This window comes from Pseudomonas sp. A214 (assembly GCF_900156295.1).
GTDB lineage: Bacteria > Pseudomonadota > Gammaproteobacteria > Pseudomonadales > Pseudomonadaceae > Aquipseudomonas > Aquipseudomonas rhizophila.
This window is the reverse complement of sequence record NZ_LT707062.1, coordinates 1,433,812-1,453,327: the sequence shown is the minus strand read 5'-3', so window position 1 is coordinate 1,453,327 and position 19,516 is coordinate 1,433,812. Positions and strand designations below refer to the sequence as shown.

The 19,516-nt window shown below is 55.8% G+C and carries 20 protein-coding genes; all 20 read right to left on the bottom strand.

Annotated elements, in window-relative coordinates:
• Positions 1-5 precede the first annotated feature (5 nt).
• On the bottom strand, positions 6-545 hold the full coding sequence (gene rplE / locus BW979_RS06585) for a 50S ribosomal protein L5 (RefSeq protein ID WP_003186044.1): 540 nt from the start codon (positions 543-545) through the stop codon (positions 6-8).
• Between the two features lie 20 nt (positions 546-565).
• Positions 566-880 carry a 50S ribosomal protein L24 gene (rplX, locus tag BW979_RS06580; RefSeq protein ID WP_003186046.1) on the bottom strand — a complete coding sequence of 105 codons (315 nt, stop codon included), beginning with the start codon at positions 878-880 and terminating at the stop codon, positions 566-568.
• A gap of 11 nt (positions 881-891) precedes the next feature.
• Positions 892-1,260 carry a 50S ribosomal protein L14 gene (gene rplN, locus BW979_RS06575; RefSeq protein WP_002555479.1) on the bottom strand — a complete coding sequence of 123 codons (369 nt, stop codon included), beginning with the start codon at positions 1,258-1,260 and terminating at the stop codon, positions 892-894.
• A 23-nt stretch (positions 1,261-1,283) separates the two neighbouring features.
• A complete protein-coding gene (gene rpsQ, locus BW979_RS06570) occupies positions 1,284-1,550 on the bottom strand; it encodes a 30S ribosomal protein S17 (protein ID WP_003194644.1) in 267 nt (88 codons plus the stop codon).
• A gap of 2 nt (positions 1,551-1,552) precedes the next feature.
• Complete coding sequence (rpmC, locus tag BW979_RS06565) at positions 1,553-1,744, bottom strand: 50S ribosomal protein L29 (RefSeq protein WP_002555481.1); 192 nt, start codon at positions 1,742-1,744, stop codon at positions 1,553-1,555.
• Positions 1,744-2,157, bottom strand: a complete 414-nt coding sequence (gene rplP, locus BW979_RS06560) for a 50S ribosomal protein L16 (RefSeq protein ID WP_003186052.1) — start codon at positions 2,155-2,157, stop codon at positions 1,744-1,746. Before rplP ends, rpmC begins: the two co-directional genes overlap by 1 nt.
• Before the next feature lie 12 nt (positions 2,158-2,169).
• Positions 2,170-2,856, bottom strand: coding sequence for a 30S ribosomal protein S3 (gene rpsC, locus BW979_RS06555; RefSeq protein WP_003176422.1), 687 nt, complete (start codon positions 2,854-2,856; stop codon positions 2,170-2,172).
• Positions 2,857-2,869: 13 nt separating this feature from the next.
• Positions 2,870-3,202: a 50S ribosomal protein L22 gene (gene rplV / locus BW979_RS06550; RefSeq protein ID WP_003103908.1), complete on the bottom strand. Its 333-nt coding sequence runs from the start codon at positions 3,200-3,202 to the stop codon at positions 2,870-2,872.
• Positions 3,203-3,213: 11 nt separating this feature from the next.
• On the bottom strand, positions 3,214-3,489 hold the full coding sequence (gene rpsS, locus BW979_RS06545) for a 30S ribosomal protein S19 (protein WP_002555486.1): 276 nt from the start codon (positions 3,487-3,489) through the stop codon (positions 3,214-3,216).
• A gap of 16 nt (positions 3,490-3,505) precedes the next feature.
• On the bottom strand, positions 3,506-4,330 hold the full coding sequence (gene rplB / locus BW979_RS06540; RefSeq protein ID WP_003186055.1) for a 50S ribosomal protein L2: 825 nt from the start codon (positions 4,328-4,330) through the stop codon (positions 3,506-3,508).
• A gap of 14 nt (positions 4,331-4,344) precedes the next feature.
• On the bottom strand, positions 4,345-4,644 hold the full coding sequence (gene rplW / locus BW979_RS06535) for a 50S ribosomal protein L23 (RefSeq protein ID WP_002555488.1): 300 nt from the start codon (positions 4,642-4,644) through the stop codon (positions 4,345-4,347).
• The gene (gene rplD, locus BW979_RS06530) at positions 4,641-5,243 is read right to left on the bottom strand and encodes a 50S ribosomal protein L4 (protein ID WP_003186057.1); all 603 of its coding nucleotides are present in this window, start codon (positions 5,241-5,243) and stop codon (positions 4,641-4,643) included. Before rplD ends, rplW begins: the two co-directional genes overlap by 4 nt.
• 12 nt (positions 5,244-5,255) lie before the next feature.
• Positions 5,256-5,891 carry a 50S ribosomal protein L3 gene (gene rplC, locus BW979_RS06525; protein WP_003186059.1) on the bottom strand — a complete coding sequence of 212 codons (636 nt, stop codon included), beginning with the start codon at positions 5,889-5,891 and terminating at the stop codon, positions 5,256-5,258.
• An 80-nt stretch (positions 5,892-5,971) separates the two neighbouring features.
• Positions 5,972-6,283, bottom strand: coding sequence for a 30S ribosomal protein S10 (rpsJ, locus tag BW979_RS06520; protein ID WP_003186070.1), 312 nt, complete (start codon positions 6,281-6,283; stop codon positions 5,972-5,974).
• 155 nt (positions 6,284-6,438) lie between these two features.
• Entirely contained in the window at positions 6,439-7,632 is a 1,194-nt protein-coding gene (gene tuf, locus BW979_RS06515) for an elongation factor Tu (protein ID WP_003186103.1), read from the bottom strand.
• Between the two features lie 30 nt (positions 7,633-7,662).
• Positions 7,663-9,768 carry an elongation factor G gene (fusA, locus tag BW979_RS06510; protein ID WP_047230481.1) on the bottom strand — a complete coding sequence of 702 codons (2,106 nt, stop codon included), beginning with the start codon at positions 9,766-9,768 and terminating at the stop codon, positions 7,663-7,665.
• A 30-nt stretch (positions 9,769-9,798) separates the two neighbouring features.
• Entirely contained in the window at positions 9,799-10,269 is a 471-nt protein-coding gene (gene rpsG, locus BW979_RS06505; protein WP_003186074.1) for a 30S ribosomal protein S7, read from the bottom strand.
• A 102-nt stretch (positions 10,270-10,371) separates the two neighbouring features.
• On the bottom strand, positions 10,372-10,743 hold the full coding sequence (gene rpsL / locus BW979_RS06500) for a 30S ribosomal protein S12 (RefSeq protein ID WP_003186084.1): 372 nt from the start codon (positions 10,741-10,743) through the stop codon (positions 10,372-10,374).
• A 216-nt stretch (positions 10,744-10,959) separates the two neighbouring features.
• Positions 10,960-15,159: a DNA-directed RNA polymerase subunit beta' gene (gene rpoC / locus BW979_RS06495; protein ID WP_047230482.1), complete on the bottom strand. Its 4,200-nt coding sequence runs from the start codon at positions 15,157-15,159 to the stop codon at positions 10,960-10,962.
• Between the two features lie 64 nt (positions 15,160-15,223).
• On the bottom strand, positions 15,224-19,297 hold the full coding sequence (rpoB, locus tag BW979_RS06490; RefSeq protein WP_047230483.1) for a DNA-directed RNA polymerase subunit beta: 4,074 nt from the start codon (positions 19,295-19,297) through the stop codon (positions 15,224-15,226).
• Between the last annotated feature and the right edge of the window lie 219 nt (positions 19,298-19,516).

The following is a 19,516-nucleotide window of genomic DNA, read 5'->3' as shown; positions in this document are numbered from 1 at the left end:
TCCAATCAGTTGCGGAACGGGAATTTGAAAGCGCGCAGCAGTGCGCGACCTTCGTCATCCGTCCGAGCAGTGGTGGTCAGGGTAATGTCCAGACCGCGGAGAGCGTCGATCTTGTCGTAATCGATTTCCGGGAAAATGATCTGCTCTTTAACGCCCATGCTGTAGTTACCACGACCATCGAAGGACTTGGCATTCAGGCCGCGGAAGTCGCGAACCCGAGGCAGGGAGATCGACAGCAGACGATCCAGGAACTCGTACATACGCTCACGGCGCAGGGTCACTTTGACGCCGATCGGCCAACCTTCACGGACTTTAAAGCCAGCGATGGATTTCCGAGCGTAAGTCACAACGACTTTCTGACCGGTGATCTTTTCCAGGTCAGCAACAGCGTGCTCGATGACTTTTTTGTCGCCGATCGCTTCGCCCAGACCCATGTTCAGGGTGATTTTGGTAACGCGCGGAACTTCCATCACGTTCGAAAGCTTAAGTTCTTCCTTAAGCTTCGGTGCGATTTCCTTCCGGTAAATCTCTTTTAGTCGTGCCATGGTCTTCTACCTAGCAGTGTTCAAGCATCAACCGCTTTTTGGGTCGACTTGAAGACACGAATTTTCTTACCGTCTTCTACTTTGAAACCAACGCGGTCAGCCTTGTTGGTTTCGCCGTTGAAAATGGCGACGTTGGAAGCGTGCAGTGGCGCTTCTTTCTCGACGATACCGCCCTGTACGCCCGACATCGGGTTAGGCTTGGTATGGCGCTTGACCAGGTTCAAGCCACCAACAACCAGACGGTTGTCAGCGAGAACCTTCAGCACCTTACCGCGCTTACCCTTGTCCTTGCCGGCGATCACGATGATCTCGTCGTCACGACGAATCTTTTGCATGTCGGATCTCCTTACAGCACTTCTGGGGCGAGCGAGACGATCTTCATGAACTTCTCAGTACGAAGCTCACGGGTCACTGGCCCAAAGATACGGGTGCCGATTGGCTCTTGCTTGTTGTTCAACAGAACAGCAGCGTTGCCATCAAAGCGGATGATGGAGCCGTCAGCGCGACGAACACCGTGGCGAGTGCGGACTACAACAGCAGTCATCACTTGGCCTTTTTTCACCTTACCGCGAGGAATTGCTTCCTTGACGGTAACTTTGATGATGTCACCAATACCAGCGTAACGACGATGGGAGCCACCCAGCACCTTGATGCACATAACACGGCGAGCGCCGCTGTTATCGGCCACATCGAGCATGGATTGAGTCTGAATCATATAATTTCTCCGACCCCTAGCCCTTAGACTTCCACAGCGCGTTCGAGAACATCAACCAGCGCCCAAGACTTGGTCTTGGCCATCGGACGAGTTTCACGAATAGTGACTTTGTCGCCGATGTGGCACTGATTGGTTTCGTCGTGCGCGTGCAGCTTAGTCGAACGCTTAACGTATTTACCGTAGATCGGGTGCTTAACGCGACGCTCGATCAGAACGGTGATGGTTTTGTCCATCTTGTCGCTGACAACACGGCCAGTCAGCGTACGGACAGTTTTTTCGGCTTCAGCCATGATTACTTACCTGCCTGCTGGTTGAGCACAGTTTTCACGCGAGCGATGTCACGCTTAACTTGCGAGAGCAGATGAGACTGCCCCAACTGGCCAGTTGCTTTCTGCATACGCAGATTGAACTGGTCGCGCAGCAGGCCGAGCAGTTGCTCGTTCAGCTGCTGTGCTGATTTTTCACGAAGTTCATTCGCTTTCATCACATCACCGTCCGTTTAACAAAGGAGGTGGCGAGCGGCAGCTTTGCAGCAGCCAGGGCGAAAGCCTCACGCGCCAGCTCTTCAGAAACACCCTCGATTTCATACAGGACTTTGCCTGGCTGAATCTGGGCAACCCAGTACTCCACGTTACCCTTACCTTTACCCATCCGAACTTCGAGTGGCTTCTTGGTGACAGGCTTGTCCGGGAATACACGGATCCAGATCTTGCCGCCACGTTTTACGTGACGGGTCAGAGCACGACGCGCTGACTCGATCTGACGAGCGGTGAGACGACCACGAGCAACAGACTTCAGCGCGAACTCGCCGAAGCTGACTTTGCTACCGCGCAATGCCAGGCCACGGTTGTGACCGGTCATCTGCTTGCGGAACTTCGTACGCTTTGGTTGCAACATTTGGCGTACCCCTTACTTAGCAGCTTTTTTACGAGGCGCTGGTGCTTGTGGCTTCAGCTCTTCTTGGCGACCACCAATTACTTCGCCTTTGAAGATCCAAACCTTTACACCGATCACACCGTAGGTGGTGTGAGCTTCGTAGTTGGCATAGTCGATGTCGGCACGCAGGGTGTGCAGTGGCACACGACCTTCGCGATACCATTCAGTACGTGCGATTTCAGCACCGCCGAGACGACCGCTCACTTGGATTTTGATGCCTTTGGCACCAATGCGCATTGCGTTCTGTACAGCGCGCTTCATAGCGCGACGGAACATTACACGACGCTCCAGCTGCTGAGCTACGCTCTGCGCAACCAGCATACCGTCGAGCTCCGGCTTGCGGATCTCTTCGATATTGATGTGCACAGGCACACCCATTTGCTTGGTCAGGTCCTGACGCAGCTTCTCAACATCTTCACCTTTCTTCCCGATAACGATACCTGGACGAGCAGTGTGGATGGTGATGCGTGCAGTCTGCGCCGGACGATGGATATCGATACGGCTTACGGACGCGCTTTTTAGTTTGTCTTGGAGATACTCACGCACCTTCAGATCAGCGAACAAGTAGTCCGCATAAGTCCGACCGTCTGCGTACCAGACGGAGGTGTGCTCCTTGACGATTCCCAGGCGAATGCCAATGGGATGTACTTTCTGACCCATCTCTTCGACTCCGTTACTTGTCAGCAACCTTGACAGTGATATGGCAAGACCGCTTGACGATGCGATCAGCACGGCCTTTGGCACGTGGCATGATGCGCTTCAGCGAACGCCCTTCGTTGACGAAAACGGTGCTGACCTTCAGGTCATCAACATCTGCGCCTTCGTTATGCTCGGCGTTGGCTACGGCCGACTCCAGCACTTTCTTCATGATCTCGGCGGCTTTCTTACTGCTGAAAGCCAACAGGTTGAGCGCTTCGCCCACCTTCTTCCCGCGGATCTGGTCGGCGACCAAGCGGGCTTTCTGGGCGGAGATTCGAGCGCCCGACAACTTAGCGGCTACTTCCATTTCCTTACCCCTTAACGCTTGGCTTTCTTGTCAGCCACGTGCCCACGGTATGTGCGGGTACCGGCAAACTCGCCCAGTTTGTGGCCGACCATGTCTTCGTTAACGAGAACTGGGACGTGTTGGCGACCGTTGTGTACTGCGATGGTCAGACCGACCATTTGTGGCAGGATCATCGAACGACGCGACCAGGTCTTAACTGGTTTGCGATCGTTCTTTTCCGCCGCCACTTCGATCTTCTTCAGTAGGTGAAGATCAATAAAAGGACCTTTTTTCAGAGAACGTGGCACTGTCGTATCCCTCTATTTACTTGCGACGACGGACGATCATTTTGTCGGTACGCTTATTACCACGAGTCTTCGCGCCCTTAGTCGGGAAGCCCCATGGCGATACCGGATGACGACCACCAGAGGTACGACCTTCACCACCACCATGTGGGTGGTCAACCGGGTTCATGGCAACACCACGAACGGTTGGGCGAACGCCACGCCAGCGCTTGGCACCAGCTTTACCCAACGAACGCAGGCTGTGCTCGGAGTTCGAGACTTCGCCCAGGGTCGCACGGCACTCAGCCAGTACTTTACGCATCTCACCAGAACGCAGACGCAGGGTCACGTAGACACCTTCACGAGCGATCAACTGAGCCGAAGCACCAGCGGAACGAGCGATCTGTGCGCCTTTACCTGGCTTCAATTCGATGCCGTGTACGGTGCTACCAACTGGAATGTTACGCAGCTGCAGAGCGTTGCCCGGCTTGATCGGTGCCAAAGCACCTGCGATCAGCTGGTCGCCAGCACTCACGCCTTTAGGGGCGATGATGTAGCGACGCTCGCCATCTGCGTACAGCAGCAGAGCGATGTGAGCAGTACGGTTTGGATCGTATTCGATACGCTCGACGGTGGCAGCGATGCCATCCTTGTCGTTGCGACGGAAGTCGACCAGACGATAATGCTGCTTATGACCACCACCGATGTGACGAGTGGTAATACGGCCATTGTTGTTACGACCACCAGACTTCGATTTTTTCTCGAGCAGCGGTGCGTGAGGAGCGCCTTTATGCAGCTCCTGGTTGACCACCTTGACCACAAAACGGCGGCCAGGGGAAGTCGGTTTGCATTTAACGATTGCCATGATGCACCCCTTCCTTACTCAGCACTGCTGCTGAAATCGAGATCTTGGCCTGGCTGAAGGGAGATAACTGCCTTCTTCCAGTCATTACGCTTGCCCAGACCGCGAGCAGTGCGCTTGCTCTTACCCAGAACATTCAGGGTAGTAACGCGCTCTACTTTCACGCTGAACAGGCTTTCGACGGCCTTCTTGATTTCCAGCTTGGTTGCGTCGGTAGCAACCTTGAAAACGAACTGGCCTTTCTTGTCTGCCAGAACCGTAGCCTTCTCGGAAACGTGCGGGCCAAGCAGAACTTTAAATACGCGTTCCTGGTTCATCCCAGCAGCTCCTCGAATTTCTTCACGGCCGACACGGTGATCAACACCTTGTCGTATGCGATCAGACTGACCGGATCGGAACCTTGCACGTCACGAACATCAACGTGTGGCAGGTTGCGAGCAGCCAGGTACAGGTTCTGATCAACAGCGTCAGACACGATCAGGACGTCAGTCAGGCCCATGCCGTTCAGCTTGTTCAGCAGATCTTTGGTTTTCGGTGCTTCAACAGCGAAGTCCTGAACCACGACCAGACGATCAGTACGCACCAGCTCAGCAAGGATGGAACGCATTGCTGCGCGATACATCTTCTTGTTCAGCTTCTGGGAGTGATCCTGAGGACGAGCTGCAAAAGTGGTACCGCCGCCACGCCAGATTGGGCTACGGATAGTACCGGCACGAGCACGGCCAGTACCTTTCTGACGCCATGGGCGCTTACCGCCACCAGAAACGTCGGAACGGGTCTTTTGCTGCTTGCTACCTTGACGGCCGCCAGCCATGTAGGCCACGACTGCTTGGTGAACCAGCGTCTCGTTGAATTCGCCGCCAAATGTCAGTTCGGAAACTTCGATCGCTTGAGCGTCATTTACATTTAATTGCATGTCAGCTTCCCCTTAACCGCGAGCCTTGGCTGCTGGACGTACAACCAAGTTGCCGCCAGTAGCGCCAGGAACAGCGCCCTTGACCAACAACAGATTGCGTTCAGCGTCCACGCGCACTACTTCGAGGGACTGCACGGTCACGCGCTCAGCGCCCATATGACCGGACATTTTTTTGCCCTTGAATACACGACCAGGAGTCTGGCACTGGCCGATAGAGCCTGGAACGCGGTGGGATACGGAGTTACCGTGGGTGTTATCTTGCCCGCGGAAGTTCCAACGCTTGATCGTACCCTGGAAGCCTTTACCCTTGGACTGACCGGTTACATCAACCAGTTGACCAGCAGCGAAGATTTCAGCGTTGATCAGATCGCCGGCCTGGTACTCGCCTTCTTCAAGGCGGAATTCCATTACGGTACGACCAGCGGCAACGTTCGCCTTGGCGAAGTGGCCAGCTTGAGCAGCTGTTACACGCGAAGCACGACGCTCGCCGACAGTGACTTGCACTGCACGATAGCCATCGGTCTCTTCAGTTTTGAACTGGGTGACGCGATTCGGCTCGATCTCAATGACCGTGACCGGAATGGAGACACCTTCTTCGGTGAAAATACGGGTCATACCGCATTTACGACCGACTACACCAATAGTCATGTTGTAAACCTCATGAGTGTACGGGGCTTTCACCCGCTATGGCCGCCCATTTCAGAGCGTTACACGACCAAGACCGAGTCTTAGCCGAGGCTGATCTGCACTTCCACACCGGCCGCAAGATCAAGCTTCATAAGTGCATCAACGGTTTTATCCGTTGGCTGGACGATGTCCAGAACGCGCTTATGAGTACGGATCTCGTACTGGTCACGCGCGTCTTTGTTGACGTGCGGGGAGACCAGAACGGTGAACCGCTCTTTACGGGTAGGCAGTGGAATTGGACCACGCACTTGAGCACCAGTACGTTTCGCGGTTTCCACGATTTCCTGGGTGGATTGGTCGATCAGGCGATGGTCAAAAGCCTTCAACCTGATACGGATTTGCTGATTTTGCATTGGATTTCAGACTCCGGCTGCTATTCCCACCGAGCGCAATACGCCCGTTAAAAGGAGGCGCAATTCTATAGACGCCCCTGATAGGTGTCAACCCAATAAAAAAGCCCCCGCTAGGCGGGGGCTCTTCAACTCATCAAGCTGACTCTACAAGAGACTTACTCGATGACTTTGGCTACGACGCCAGCGCCGACGGTACGACCGCCTTCACGGATAGCGAAACGCAGACCGTCTTCCATCGCGATGGTCTTGATCAGAGTGACAGTCATCTGGATGTTGTCACCTGGCATTACCATTTCAACGCCTTCTGGCAGCTCGCAGTTACCGGTCACGTCAGTTGTACGGAAGTAGAACTGTGGACGGTAGCCTTTGAAGAACGGAGTATGACGGCCGCCTTCTTCCTTGCTCAGAACGTAAACTTCTGCAGTGAACTTGGTGTGCGGCTTGACGGTGCCTGGCTTGACCAGAACCTGGCCACGCTCAACGTCGTCACGCTTGGTGCCGCGCAGCAGTACGCCGCAGTTCTCGCCAGCACGACCTTCGTCGAGCAGCTTGCGGAACATTTCAACGCCGGTGCAGGTAGTTTTCTGAGTATCGCGCAGACCGACGATCTCAACTTCTTCCTGGATGCGGACGATGCCACGCTCAACACGACCAGTCACAACAGTACCGCGACCGGAGATCGAGAATACGTCTTCGATTGGCATCAGGAACGGCTTGTCGATAGCACGCTCTGGCTCTGGGATGTAGCTGTCCAGAGTTTCCACCAGCTTCTTGACAGCGGTGGTGCCCATTTCGTTGTCGTCTTGGCCGTTCAGAGCCATCAGAGCCGAACCGATGATGATTGGAGTGTCATCACCTGGGAAGTCGTAAGTGCTCAGCAGATCGCGCACTTCCATCTCAACCAGTTCCAGCAGCTCAGCGTCGTCAACCATGTCAGCCTTGTTCAGGAAGACAACGATGTACGGAACGCCTACCTGACGGGACAGCAGGATGTGCTCACGGGTTTGTGGCATCGGACCATCAGCGGCCGAGCAAACCAGGATCGCGCCGTCCATCTGGGCAGCACCAGTGATCATGTTTTTTACGTAGTCGGCGTGACCTGGGCAGTCAACGTGTGCGTAGTGACGCACGGCCGAATCGTATTCAACGTGAGCGGTGTTGATGGTGATACCGCGAGCTTTCTCTTCCGGGGCGCTGTCGATCTTGTCGAAGTCAACCTTGGCCGAACCGAAAACTTCGGAGCAGACACGGGTCAGAGCAGCGGTCAGCGTGGTTTTACCGTGGTCGACGTGACCGATGGTGCCAACGTTGACGTGCGGTTTGTTCCGTTCAAATTTTTCTTTAGCCACGACAATTAACTCCTAGCTTAAAGGGCTGAATCAGCCTTGCTTTTTGGTAACAGTTTCGACGATATGCGACGGAGCTGTATTGTATTTTTTGAATTCCATAGAGTAGCTCGCGCGACCCTGAGACATGGAACGAACGTCGGTTGCGTAACCGAACATTTCACCCAACGGAACCTCGGCACGAATGACCTTGCCGGAAACCGTATCTTCCATACCCAGAATCATGCCACGACGACGGTTAAGGTCGCCCATGACATCACCCATGTAGTCTTCAGGCGTAACAACCTCTACCGCCATGATCGGCTCAAGCAACTCACCACCGCCCTTCTGGGCCAGTTGCTTGGTCGCCATGGAAGCAGCCACCTTAAACGCCATCTCGTTGGAGTCGACGTCGTGGTAAGAACCATCGAACACAGTCGCCTTCAGGCCGATCAGCGGATAGCCGGCAACAACGCCGTTCTTCATCTGCTCTTCGATACCCTTCTGGATCGCCGGGATGTATTCCTTAGGAACCACACCACCTACGACTTCGTTCACGAATTGCAGACCTTCCTGACCTTCGTCAGCCGGCGCAAAACGAATCCAGCAGTGACCGAACTGGCCACGACCACCGGACTGGCGAACGAACTTGCCTTCAATTTCACAGTTCTTCGTGATGCGCTCACGATAGGAAACCTGAGGCTTGCCGATGTTGGCTTCGACGTTGAACTCACGGCGCATCCGGTCAACCAGGATGTCCAGGTGCAACTCGCCCATGCCAGAGATGATCGTTTGACCGGTCTCTTCATCAGTCTTGACGCGGAAAGATGGATCTTCCTGAGCAAGCTTGCCCAGAGCGATACCCATTTTTTCCTGGTCATCCTTGGTTTTTGGCTCAACGGCAACCGAAATAACCGGCTCCGGGAAGTCCATGCGAACCAGGATGATCGGCTTGTCAGCGTTGCACAAGGTTTCACCGGTGGTGACGTCCTTCATGCCGATCAAGGCCGCGATGTCGCCAGCGCGCACTTCCTTGATCTCTTCGCGGGCGTTTGCGTGCATTTGCACCATACGACCCACACGCTCTTTCTTGCCTTTAACAGAGTTGATCACGCCGTCGCCGGAGTTCAACACGCCCGAGTAAACCCGAACGAAGGTCAAGGTGCCCACGAATGGGTCGGTAGCGATCTTGAACGCCAGGGCCGCGAAAGGCTCGTCGTCGCTTGCATGACGCTCCATTTCCTCTTCCTCGTTATCAGGGTTGGAACCCTTGATAGCAGGAATGTCGGTTGGAGCAGGCAGGAAGTCGATCACAGCATCGAGAACCAGGGGAACACCCTTGTTCTTGAAGGAAGAACCGCAAACAGCCAGAACGATCTCACCAGCGATGGTACGCTGACGCAGAGCGGCCTTGATTTCCTCGTTGGTGAGCTCTTCACCCTCAAGGTACTTGTTCATCAGTTCTTCGTTGGCTTCGGCCGCAGCCTCAACCATGTTGCCGCGCCACTTCTCGGCTTCTTCCAGCAACTCTGCCGGGATGTCCTTGCGAACAGGAACCATACCCTTGTCAGAATCGTTCCAGTAGACAGCTTGCATGTTGATCAGATCGATCTGACCCTGGAAGTTGTCTTCGGAACCGATAGCCAGCTGGATCGGCACCGGAGTGTGACCCAGACGCTGCTTGATCTGACCGATCACGCGCAGGAAGTTGGCACCAGCACGGTCCATCTTGTTTACGTAAACAAGACGTGGAACACCGTATTTGTTGGCCTGACGCCATACGGTTTCCGACTGAGGCTCAACACCCGAGGTACCGCAGAACACAACGACAGCGCCGTCGAGTACACGCAGGGAACGCTCAACTTCAATGGTGAAGTCCACGTGACCCGGGGTATCGATAACGTTGAAGCGATGCTCGTGCGGATACTGCTTCTCGGAACCCTTCCAGAAGGCGGTAATGGCAGCAGAAGTAATGGTAATACCACGCTCCTGCTCCTGCACCATCCAGTCGGTGGTCGCGGCGCCATCATGCACCTCGCCCATCTTGTGACTTTTGCCAGTGTAAAAAAGGACGCGCTCAGTGGTGGTGGTTTTACCAGCATCCACGTGGGCAACGATACCGATGTTACGGTAGCGATTAATCGGTGTAGTACGAGCCATAAAGCCCTCGCAAATTGAGTGACGCTAGAATTAGAAGCGGTAGTGCGAGAAAGCCTTGTTGGCTTCAGCCATACGGTGCACGTCTTCACGCTTCTTAACTGCAGCACCTTTACCTTCAGCAGCGTCCAACAGTTCGCCAGCCAAACGCAGAGCCATGGACTTCTCACCGCGCTTGCGGGCGAAGTCTACCAACCAGCGCATTGCCAGGGCGTTACGACGGGACGGACGAACTTCGACCGGAACCTGGTAAGTAGCACCGCCTACACGGCGCGACTTCACTTCGACCAGCGGAGCGATGGCGTCGAGAGCTTTCTCGAAGATTTCCAGGGGATCGCTGTTCTTGCGTTCCTTAACTTTGTCCAGTGCGCCATAAACAATACGCTCGGCAACGGCTTTCTTGCCGCTTTCCATTACGTGGTTCATGAACTTGGCGAGAATCTGGCTTCCGTATTTCGGATCGTCCAGAATCTCACGTTTGGCTGCTACGCGACGTCTTGGCATTGATAAGCCCTCAAACGGTCTTCAGGTTAGCCCGGGACAGCTAATGCGTGCCCGACCTTACTCTTATCGACTCAATAAAATGAAAAACTGCAAAACGGCCGATTACTTCGGACGCTTGGTACCGTACTTCGAACGACCCTGGTTACGACCTTTAACGCCGGAAGTATCCAAAGAACCGCGAACGGTGTGGTAACGAACACCTGGCAAGTCTTTTACACGACCACCGCGGATCAGTACCACGCTGTGCTCTTGCAGGTTGTGGCCTTCACCACCGATGTACGAGGAAACCTCGAAACCGTTGGTCAGACGCACACGGCATACTTTACGCAGTGCCGAGTTAGGTTTTTTCGGCGTGGTGGTATACACACGGGTGCATACGCCACGACGTTGCGGGCAGTTCTGCAGCGCAGGCACGTCGGATTTCTCGACGATACGCTTACGCGGCTGACGTACCAGCTGGTTGATAGTTGCCATCTACTAGCTCCACTGTTGTCTTGCGACGCTATTGTCTTACAAGAAAAGCAAAATGGCAGGAACGAATTCCCGCCAAATTTAGGGGATCAAGAGTCTAAAGAGGATCTTGTTCCCAGTCAAGGCAAGGCCCCGACCTCCCCGCCCGCCGGATCTCGACATTTTGTCTCGATCCAGCAAACGGGATGACCAGGGCCAGGCACTTAATTACCGCAGAACTCAGTTACCGCTCGAGTTCAGTGCTTCGGTCAGTGCAGCTTCCACTTCACTGGCGCTTACGCGCAACGGCTTGTCTGCATCACGACGACGCTTGCGCTCGCTGTGATAGGCCAAACCGGTACCAGCCGGGATCAGACGACCCACGACCACGTTTTCTTTCAGGCCGCGCAGGTAATCGCGCTTGCCGGTTACCGCCGCTTCGGTCAGTACACGGGTGGTTTCCTGGAAGGAAGCCGCCGAGATGAACGATTCGGTGGACAACGACGCCTTGGTGATACCCAGCAGCACGCGAGTGAACTTGGAGACGAACTTGTCTTCCGTCGCCAGGCGCTCGTTTTCCACCAGTACGTGAGTCAGCTCCATCTGGTCGCCCTTGATGAAACTCGAATCGCCGGATTCAGCGATCTCAACTTTACGCAGCATCTGACGCAGGATGGTCTCGATGTGCTTGTCGTTGATCTTCACGCCTTGCAGACGGTAAACGTCCTGGATCTCGTTCACGATGTACTTGGCCAGCGCACTCACACCCAGCAGACGCAGGATGTCGTGTGGATCGCTCGGGCCGTCGGAGATAACTTCGCCGCGGTTTACCTGTTCGCCTTCGAAGACGTTCAGGTGACGCCACTTCGGAATCAGCTCTTCGTACGGATCGCTACCGTCGTTCGGCGTGATGACCAGACGGCGCTTGCCCTTGGTCTCTTTACCGAACGCGATGGTGCCGCTGACTTCAGCCAGAATCGAGGCTTCTTTCGGACGACGGGCTTCGAACAAGTCGGCAACACGCGGCAGACCACCGGTGATGTCGCGGGTTTTCGAAGTTTCCTGCGGGATACGAGCGATAACATCACCGATCGCGATCCGCGCACCGTCCGCAACACCGACCAGGGCGTTGGCTGGCAGGAAATACTGAGCGATTACGTCAGTGCCTGGCAGCAACAGATCCTTGCCGTTGTCGTCGACCATCTTCACGGCCGGACGGATGTCCTTGCCAGCAGCTGGACGATCTTTCGCGTCAAGTACTTCAATGTTGGTCATACCGGTCAATTCGTCAGTCTGACGCTTGATCGTGATGCCTTCTTCCATGCCCACGTAGGTCACGGTACCTTTCATTTCGGTCACGATCGGGTGGGTGTGCGGATCCCACTTGGCCACGATAGCGCCAGCGTCGACCTTGTCACCTTCCTTGACCGAAATCACAGCACCGTACGGCAGCTTGTAGCGCTCGCGCTCGCGACCGAAGTCGTCAGCGATCGCCAGCTCACCGGAACGGGATACAGCCACCAGGTGACCGTCCACGCGCTCTACGTGCTTGAGGTTGTGCAGACGGACAGTACCGCCATTCTTCACCTGAACGCTGTCAGCTGCGGAGGTTCGGCTGGCCGCACCACCGATGTGGAACGTACGCATCGTCAGCTGGGTACCCGGCTCACCGATGGACTGGGCAGCGATAACGCCGACCGCTTCACCGATGTTCACCTGGTGACCACGAGCCAGGTCGCGACCGTAGCACTTGGCGCAGATGCCGTAGCGGGTTTCGCAGCTGATCGGCGAACGTACGATCACTTCGTCGATGCTGTTGAGTTCGATGAACTCGACCCACTTCTCGTCAACCAGGGTGCCGGCAGGAACGATTACGTCCTCGGTACCCGGCTTGAATACGTCACGGGCGATGACACGACCCAATACGCGCTCACCCAGCGGCTCTACAACGTCACCGCCTTCAATGTGCGGAGTCATTACCAGGCCGTGTTCGGTGCCGCAATCGATCTCGGTCACGACCAGATCCTGCGCAACGTCTACCAGACGACGAGTCAGGTAACCGGAGTTCGCCGTTTTCAACGCGGTATCCGCAAGACCCTTACGAGCACCGTGAGTGGAGATGAAGTACTGGAGTACGCTCAAACCTTCACGGAAGTTCGCGGTAATCGGGGTCTCGATGATGGAACCGTCCGGCTTGGCCATCAGGCCACGCATACCGGCGAGCTGACGGATCTGCGCAGCAGAACCCCGTGCGCCCGAGTCGGCCATCATGTACATCGAGTTGAAGGACTCTTGGTCGACTTCGTTGCCATGACGGTCGATGACCTTCTCTTTCGAGAGGTTGGCCATCATCGCCTTGGATACTTCGTCGTTCGCCTTGGACCAGAGGTCGATCACCTTGTTGTACTTCTCGCCCTGGGTTACCAGGCCGGAGGCGTACTGACTTTCGATCTCTTTCACTTCTTCGGTAGCAGCACCGATGATGCGGGCTTTTTCGTCCGGGATAACGAAGTCGTTAACACCGATGGAAACGCCGGAAATGGTCGAATAGGCAAAACCGGTGTACATCAACTGGTCAGCGAAGATCACGGTCTCTTTCAGACCAACCACGCGGTAGCACTGGTTGATCAGCTTGGAGATCGCCTTTTTCTTCATCGGCAAGTTGACGACGTCGAAGGACAGACCTTTTGGCACAACCTGGAACAACAGCGCACGGCCGACGGTGGTGTCGACGATACGGGTGTTGGTCACGCTGCCGCCATCACGATCGTTCACGGTTTCGTTGATCCGCACTTTGACCTTGGCGTGCAGTGCGGCTTCGCCGGCACGGAACACACGGTCAACTTCCTGCAGATCCGCGAACACACGACCTTCGCCCTTGGCGTTGATCGCTTCACGAGTCATGTAGTACAGACCCAATACAACGTCCTGCGACGGAACGATGATTGGCTCACCGTTGGCTGGCGACAGGATGTTGTTGGTCGACATCATCAGCGCACGCGCTTCGAGCTGGGCTTCCAGCGTCAGCGGTACGTGCACGGCCATTTGGTCGCCGTCGAAGTCGGCGTTGTACGCAGCACAGACCAGAGGGTGCAGCTGGATGGCCTTACCTTCGATCAGTACCGGTTCAAACGCCTGGATACCCAGACGGTGAAGGGTCGGTGCACGGTTGAGCAGCACTGGGTGTTCGCGAATCACTTCGGCGAGAACGTCCCAAACCTCTGGCAGCTCGCGCTCGACCATCTTCTTGGCGGCTTTGATGGTGGTCGCGAGACCACGCATTTCCAGCTTGCCGAAAATGAACGGCTTGAACAGCTCCAGAGCCATTTTCTTAGGCAGACCGCACTGGTGCAGACGCAGGGTCGGGCCTACGGTAATTACCGAACGACCGGAGTAGTCAACACGCTTACCGAGCAAGTTCTGACGGAAACGACCCTGCTTACCCTTGATCATGTCAGCCAGGGATTTCAGAGGACGCTTGTTGGAGCCGGTGATAGCGCGGCCACGACGACCGTTGTCGAGCAATGCGTCGACAGCTTCCTGCAACATACGCTTTTCGTTGCGCACGATGATGTCCGGAGCGGACAGATCAAGCAGGCGCTTCAAGCGGTTGTTACGGTTGATCACTCGACGATACAGATCGTTGAGGTCGGAAGTCGCGAAACGACCGCCATCGAGCGGAACCAGTGGACGCAGGTCTGGCGGCAGAACCGGCAGAACGGTCAGCACCATCCACTCTGGCAGGTTGCCGGAACCCTGGAAGGCTTCCATCAACTTCAGACGCTTGGACAGCTTCTTGATCTTGGTTTCGGAGTTGGTTTGCGGAATTTCTTCACGCAGACGGCCAATCTCGTGCTCCAGGTCGATCGCGTGCAGCAGCTCACGGACAGCTTCGGCACCCATGCGGGCATCGAAATCGTCGCCGAACTCTTCCAGCGCTTCGAAGTACTGCTCGTCGTTGAGCAGCTGACCTTTTTCAAGGGTGGTCATGCCCGGGTCGATAACGACATAGCTCTCGAAGTAGAGAACGCGCTCGATATCACGCAGGGTCATGTCCATCAGCAAGCCGATACGGGACGGCAGCGATTTCAGGAACCAGATGTGGGCAACCGGCGAGGCCAGTTCGATGTGCGCCATGCGCTCACGACGAACTTTTGCCAGCGCGACTTCAACGCCGCACTTCTCGCAGATCACACCACGGTGCTTCAAGCGCTTGTACTTACCGCACAGGCACTCGTAATCCTTTACCGGGCCAAAGATCTTGGCGCAGAACAGGCCGTCACGCTCGGGTTTGAACGTACGGTAGTTGATGGTTTCCGGCTTTTTAACTTCACCGAACGACCACGAACGGATCATCTCAGGCGAGGCCAATCCGATACGGATGGCGTCGAACTCTTCGACTTGACCCTGGTTTTTCAGCAAATTCAGTAGGTCTTTCAAGGCCTTTCCTCCTGGCGGAGCAGAGAGCGGGCAAAACAGCCCCGCTCTCGATTCGCGTCACGTGTTATTCGGTTTCCAGATCGATATCGATGCCGAGGGAACGAATTTCCTTGATCAACACGTTGAAAGACTCGGGCATGCCCGGCTCCATACGGTGATCGCCGTCCACGATGTTTTTGTACATCTTGGTCCGGCCGTTCACATCGTCCGACTTCACTGTGAGCATTTCTTGCAGAGTGTATGCGGCACCGTACGCTTCCAGTGCCCAGACCTCCATCTCCCCGAAACGCTGACCACCGAACTGCGCCTTACCACCCAGCGGCTGCTGGGTAACCAGGCTGTAAGAACCGGTAGAACGAGCGTGCATCTTGTCGTCTACCAAGTGGTTCAGCTTCAGCATGTACATGTAGCCAACGGTAACCGGGCGCTCGAACTTGTTGCCGGTACGGCCGTCGAACAGCTGCATCTGGCCGCTTTCCGGCAGGTCTGCCAGTTTCAGCATGGCCTTGATTTCGCTTTCCTTGGCACCGTCGAACACCGGAGTTGCCATTGGAACGCCGCCGCGCAGGTTCTTCGCCAGATCCAGGATTTCCTGGTCGGAGAAGGTATCCAGCTCTTCGTTGCGTCCGCCGATCTCGTTGTAGATCTCGTGCAGGAACTTACGCAGATCAGCAACCTTGCGCTGCTCTTCGATCATACGGTTGATCTTCTCGCCCAAGCCCTTGGCCGCGAGGCCCAGGTGGGTTTCAAGGATCTGACCAACGTTCATACGCGAAGGTACGCCCAACGGGTTGAGGACGACGTCGACCGGGGTGCCATTGGCATCGTGCGGCATGTCTTCAACCGGCATGATCACGGAGACCACACCCTTGTTACCGTGACGACCGGCCATCTTGTCGCCCGGCTGGATGCGACGACGGATTGCCAGGTAAACCTTGACGATTTTCAGCACGCCTGGAGCCAGGTCATCGCCTTGCTGCAGTTTGCGCTTCTTGTCTTCGAACTTGTCGTCCAGCAGACGGCGGCGATCAACGATATAGGCCTGGGCCTTCTCGAGCTGCTCGTTCAGAGCATCTTCAGCCATGCGCAGTTTGAACCACTGACCATGCTCAAGACCGTCGAGAACTTCGTCGGTGATTTCCTGACCTTTCTTCAGACCGGCGCCGCCTTCGGCTTTGTGGCCGACCAGAGCGGAGCGCAGACGCTCGAAAGTTGCGCCTTCAACGATACGGAACTCTTCGTTCAGGTCCTTGCGGATCTCGTCGAGTTGAGTCTTCTCGATAGACAGTGCACGAGCGTCACGCTCTACACCGTCGCGGGTGAAGACTTGTACGTCGATGACGGTACCCTTGGTGCCGGTAGGCACACGCAGGGAGGTGTCTTTAACGTCGCTGGCTTTTTCACCGAAGATGGCACGCAGCAGTTTTTCTTCCGGAGTCAGTTGAGTCTCGCCTTTCGGAGTGACCTTACCAACCAGGATGTCGCCTGCGCCTACTTCAGCACCTACGTAAACGATACCGGCTTCGTCCAGCTTGTTCAGTGCAGCTTCACCCACGTTAGGGATGTCCGCAGTGATTTCCTCTGGGCCAAGCTTGGTGTCACGAGCCACACAGGTCAGTTCCTGAATGTGAATCGTGGTAAAGCGATCTTCCTGAACAACACGCTCGGACAGGCAGATGGAGTCTTCGAAGTTGAAGCCGTTCCATGCCATGAACGCGATGCGCATGTTCTGGCCCAGTGCCAGTTCACCCATATCGGTGGACGGGCCGTCGGCCATGATGTCGCTACGCTGAACCCGATCACCCTTGCTCACCAGCGGACGCTGGTTGATGCAGGTGTTCTGGTTGGAGCGGGTGTATTTGGTCAGGTTGTAGATGTCGACACCAGCTTCGCCAGTTTCAACTTCGTCATCGGCAACACGAACCACGATACGGCTGGCGTCGACGGAATCGATCACGCCACCACGACGAGCCACGACGCAAACGCCGGAGTCACGGGCAACGTTACGTTCCATGCCGGTACCTACCAGCGGCTTGTCGGCACGCAGGGTCGGTACAGCTTGACGCTGCATGTTCGAGCCCATCAACGCACGGTTGGCGTCGTCGTGCTCGAGGAACGGAATCAACGATGCCGCCACCGAAACAACCTGCTTGGGCGAAACGTCCATCAAGGTGACGTCTTCTGGCGCCTTGACGGTGAACTCGTTCAGGTGACGAACAGCTACCAGCTCGTCGATCAGCTGACCTTTTTCGTTCATGGTCGCCGAAGCCTGAGCGATCACGTGATCGGCTTCTTCGATAGCGGACAGGAACACGATCTCGTCGGTCACCAGACCTTCTTTCACCACACGGTACGGGCTCTCGAGGAAGCCATACTGGTTGGTGCGAGCATAGGCTGCCAGCGAGTTGATCAGACCGATGTTCGGACCTTCCGGCGTTTCAATCGGGCATACACGACCGTAGTGAGTCGGGTGTACGTCACGAACTTCGAAGCCTGCGCGCTCACGGGTCAGACCGCCCGGGCCGAGTGCAGATACACGACGCTTGTGGGTAATCTCCGACAGCGGGTTGTTCTGGTCCATGAACTGAGACAGCTGGCTCGAACCGAAGAACTCCTTCACCGCAGCAGCCACTGGCTTGGCGTTGATCAGATCCTGCGGCATCAGGCCTTCGCTTTCAGCCATCGACAGACGTTCCTTGACCGCGCGCTCTACACGCACCAGGCCAACACGGAACTGGTTCTCGGCCATCTCGCCTACGCAGCGGACACGACGGTTACCCAGGTGGTCGATGTCATCGACGATGCCTTTGCCGTTACGGATGTCGACCAGGGTCTTGAGCACCGCAACGATGTCGTCCTTGTTCAGCACGCCCGAACCTTCGATTTCGGTACGACCGATACGACGGTTGAACTTCATCCGGCCGACCGCAGACAGGTCATAGCGCTCAGGACTGAAGAACAGGTTGTTGAACAGGGTCTCGGCTGCGTCTTTGGTTGGCGGCTCGCCAGGACGCATCATGCGATAGATCTCGACCAGGGCTTCCAGCTGGTTGCCGGTGGAGTCGATCTTCAGCGTGTCGGAGATGAACGGACCGCAGTCGATATCGTTGGTGTACAGAGTTTCAATGCGAACAACCTGGGCCTTGGCGATTTTTGCCAGGATCTCGGTGTTCAGCTCGGTGTTGCACTCTGCCAGGATTTCGCCGGTAGCTGGATGCACGATGACCTTGGCCGTGGTGCGACCCAGAACGTAGTCGATCGGCACCTGCAGCTCTTTGATCCCGGCTTTTTCCAGCTGGTTGATGTGGCGAGCGGTGATACGACGACCCTGCTCGACAATAACCTTGCCTTTGTCGTCCTGAATATCGAGGACAGCGATTTCACCGCGCAGGCGCTGAGGCACCAGTTCCAGGCTGAGATTCTCACCCTGCACATGGAAAACGTTGGTGGTGTAGAACGCGTCCAGCACTTCCTCAGTGGTATAGCCGAGCGCGCGCAGCAGTACCGATGCAGGCAGCTTGCGGCGACGGTCGATACGCACGAATACGCAGTCTTTCGGGTCGAACTCAAAGTCCAGCCACGAACCGCGGTAAGGAATGATGCGCGCGGAATAAAGCAGTTTGCCGGAGCTGTGCGTCTTGCCACGGTCGTGGTCGAAGAACACGCCCGGAGAACGGTGCAGCTGGGAAACGATTACACGCTCGGTACCGTTGATTACGAAGGTACCGTTCTCAGTCATCAGGGGGATTTCACCCATGTAGACTTCTTGCTCTTTGATGTCCTTGATCGCTTTGTTCGACGATTCTTTGTCGAAAATGATCAGGCGCACTTTTACCCGCAAAGGTACGGCGTAAGTCACACCGCGCAATACGCATTCTTTGACATCAAATGCCGGTTCGCCCAGGCGATAACCGACGTACTCCAGCGCAGCATTGCCGGAGTAGCTGATGATCGGGAAAACGGATTTGAAGGCCGCATGCAGGCCCACGTCGCGGAACTGATCTTTAGTCGCTCCCGCTTGCAAGAATTCACGATACGAATCCAGCTGGATGGCCAGGAGGTACGGCACATCCATGACGTCCGGCAACTTGCTAAAGTCCTTGCGGATACGTTTTTTCTCAGTATATGAGTAAGCCATCAGCGTTCCCCAGCTTGGTCACCTGCTTGTTTGGCCCCTCCCGACGGGAGCAGCCAGAAAATCGTGCAAACCCCATGGTTTGCGCCACCACATCGGGTGGATACAGCGCGCTATAAGCACCGACCCAGTCGGCTGCCAATAACGGAAAAAGGCCGGTGGCAAAAGCCACCAGCCATCAGCCTGTCGCTTAACGCTCGGGCTGGAGACGCAAAGTCGATG

Coding starts and splice junctions, on each gene's coding strand:
- rpsJ (WP_003186070.1), bottom strand. CDS start 6,283: ATGCAAAATCAGCAAATCCGTATCAGGTTGAAGGCTTTTGACCATCGC.
- rplP (WP_003186052.1), bottom strand. CDS start 2,157: ATGTTGCAACCAAAGCGTACGAAGTTCCGCAAGCAGATGACCGGTCAC.
- rplW (WP_002555488.1), bottom strand. CDS start 4,644: ATGAACCAGGAACGCGTATTTAAAGTTCTGCTTGGCCCGCACGTTTCC.
- rpsG (WP_003186074.1), bottom strand. CDS start 10,269: ATGCCAAGACGTCGCGTAGCAGCCAAACGTGAGATTCTGGACGATCCG.
- rplE (WP_003186044.1), bottom strand. CDS start 545: ATGGCACGACTAAAAGAGATTTACCGGAAGGAAATCGCACCGAAGCTT.
- rplN (WP_002555479.1), bottom strand. CDS start 1,260: ATGATTCAGACTCAATCCATGCTCGATGTGGCCGATAACAGCGGCGCT.
- rplC (WP_003186059.1), bottom strand. CDS start 5,891: ATGACTATTGGTGTAGTCGGTCGTAAATGCGGTATGACCCGTATTTTC.
- rpsQ (WP_003194644.1), bottom strand. CDS start 1,550: ATGGCTGAAGCCGAAAAAACTGTCCGTACGCTGACTGGCCGTGTTGTC.
- fusA (WP_047230481.1), bottom strand. CDS start 9,768: ATGGCTCGTACTACACCGATTAATCGCTACCGTAACATCGGTATCGTT.
- rplX (WP_003186046.1), bottom strand. CDS start 880: ATGCAAAAGATTCGTCGTGACGACGAGATCATCGTGATCGCCGGCAAG.
- rpmC (WP_002555481.1), bottom strand. CDS start 1,744: ATGAAAGCGAATGAACTTCGTGAAAAATCAGCACAGCAGCTGAACGAG.
- rpsC (WP_003176422.1), bottom strand. CDS start 2,856: ATGGGTCAGAAAGTACATCCCATTGGCATTCGCCTGGGAATCGTCAAG.
- rplV (WP_003103908.1), bottom strand. CDS start 3,202: ATGGAAGTAGCCGCTAAGTTGTCGGGCGCTCGAATCTCCGCCCAGAAA.
- rpsL (WP_003186084.1), bottom strand. CDS start 10,743: ATGGCAACTATCAACCAGCTGGTACGTCAGCCGCGTAAGCGTATCGTC.
- rpoB (WP_047230483.1), bottom strand. CDS start 19,297: ATGGCTTACTCATATACTGAGAAAAAACGTATCCGCAAGGACTTTAGC.
- rplB (WP_003186055.1), bottom strand. CDS start 4,330: ATGGCAATCGTTAAATGCAAACCGACTTCCCCTGGCCGCCGTTTTGTG.
- rplD (WP_003186057.1), bottom strand. CDS start 5,243: ATGCAATTAAATGTAAATGACGCTCAAGCGATCGAAGTTTCCGAACTG.